The following is a 1,654-nucleotide window of genomic DNA, read 5'->3' on the forward strand; positions in this document are numbered from 1 at the left end:
TCTCCGGGTACCGTCAGCGTATGAGTCATCCGCACCCCGAGCTGAAAGCCGCCCCGCCCCTTCCCGAAGGAGGGCTGCGGGTCATCGCCCTGGGCGGCCTGGGGGAGATCGGCCGCAACATGACCGTCTTCGAGCACGCGGGCAAGCTGCTCATCGTCGACTGCGGCGTACTGTTCCCCGAGGAGACCCAGCCCGGCGTGGACGTGATCCTGCCGGACTTCACCTCGATCCGGGACCGGCTGGACGACATCGTGGCCGTGGTCCTCACCCACGGCCACGAGGACCACATCGGCGGCGTGCCGTACCTCCTGCGCGAACGGTCCGACATTCCCGTCGTCGGCTCGAAGCTGACCCTGGCGTTCCTGGAGGCCAAGCTCAAGGAACACGGCATCCGGCCGCGCACGGTGCGCGTGCGGGAGGGCGACCGGCGTGGTTTCGGGCCCTTCGACTGCGAGTTCGTGGCGGTCAACCACTCCATCCCCGACAGCCTCGCGGTCGCGATCCGCACCCGGGCCGGGATGGTGCTGCACACCGGCGACTTCAAGATGGACCAGTTCCCTCTCGACGACCGCATCACCGATCTGCGCGCCTTCGCCCGCCTCGGCGAGGAGGGCGTGGACCTGTTCCTCACCGATTCCACCAACGCCGAAGTACCCGGCTTCACCACCTCCGAGCGTGAGCTGAACCCGGCGATCGAGCAGGTCATGCGCACCGCGCCGCGCCGCGTCATCGTCTCCAGCTTCGCCAGCCATGTGCACCGCATCCAGCAGGTCCTGGACGCCGCGCACCAGTACGGCCGCAAGGTCGCCTTCGTCGGCCGGTCGATGGTCCGCAACATGGGCATCGCCCGTGACCTGGGCTATCTGAAGGTCCCCTCCGGTCTGGTCGTGAGCACGAAGGAGCTGGAGAAGCTCCCGGACCACAAGATCACTCTGGTGTGCACCGGCTCCCAGGGCGAACCGATGGCCGCGTTGTCACGGATGGCCAACCGCGACCACGTGATCCGCATCGGCAAGGGCGACACCGTCCTGCTCGCCAGCTCCCTCATCCCCGGCAACGAGAACGCCATCTACCGGGTGATCAACGGACTCACCCGGTGGGGCGCCCACGTGGTCCACAAGGGCAACGCCAAGGTGCACGTCTCCGGGCACGCCAGCGCCGGCGAACTCGTCTACTGCTACAACATCGTCAAGCCCCGCAACGTCATGCCCGTGCACGGCGAGTGGCGCCACCTGCGGGCCAATGCCGACCTCGCCATCCGTACCGGTGTCGACCCCGAACGGGTCGTCATCGCCGAGGACGGCGTCGTCGTCGACCTGGTCGACGGACGCGCGTCCATCACCGGCAAGGTCCCCGCCGGCAACGTCTACGTGGACGGCATGGAAGTCGGCGGCGCCACCGAAGCGTCCCTCAAGGACCGCCTCACCCTCGCCGCCGAGGGCGTGGTCACGGTGGTGGCGATCGTCGACGCGGACACCGGCGCCCTCGCCGAGGCCCCCGACTTCCTCGCCCGCGGCTTCGTCCACGACGACACCACCTTCGAGCCGGTCATCCCCGTCATCGAGAAGACCCTGGCCACCGCGGCCGAGGAAGGCGTCGGGGACGCCCGCCAACTCGAACAACTCCTCGCCCGCGCCGTGGCGAACTGGGCGTT

The 1,654-nt window shown here is 68.9% G+C and carries 1 protein-coding gene; it reads left to right on the plus strand.

Annotated elements, in window-relative coordinates:
- Positions 1–20 precede the first annotated feature (20 nt).
- Positions 21–1,654: ribonuclease J (locus tag ACZ60X_RS43850; RefSeq protein ID WP_469611436.1), on the plus strand; the 1,634-nt coding region annotated here is incomplete at its 3' end.

Source organism: Streptomyces sp. NPDC104106, assembly GCF_055584345.1.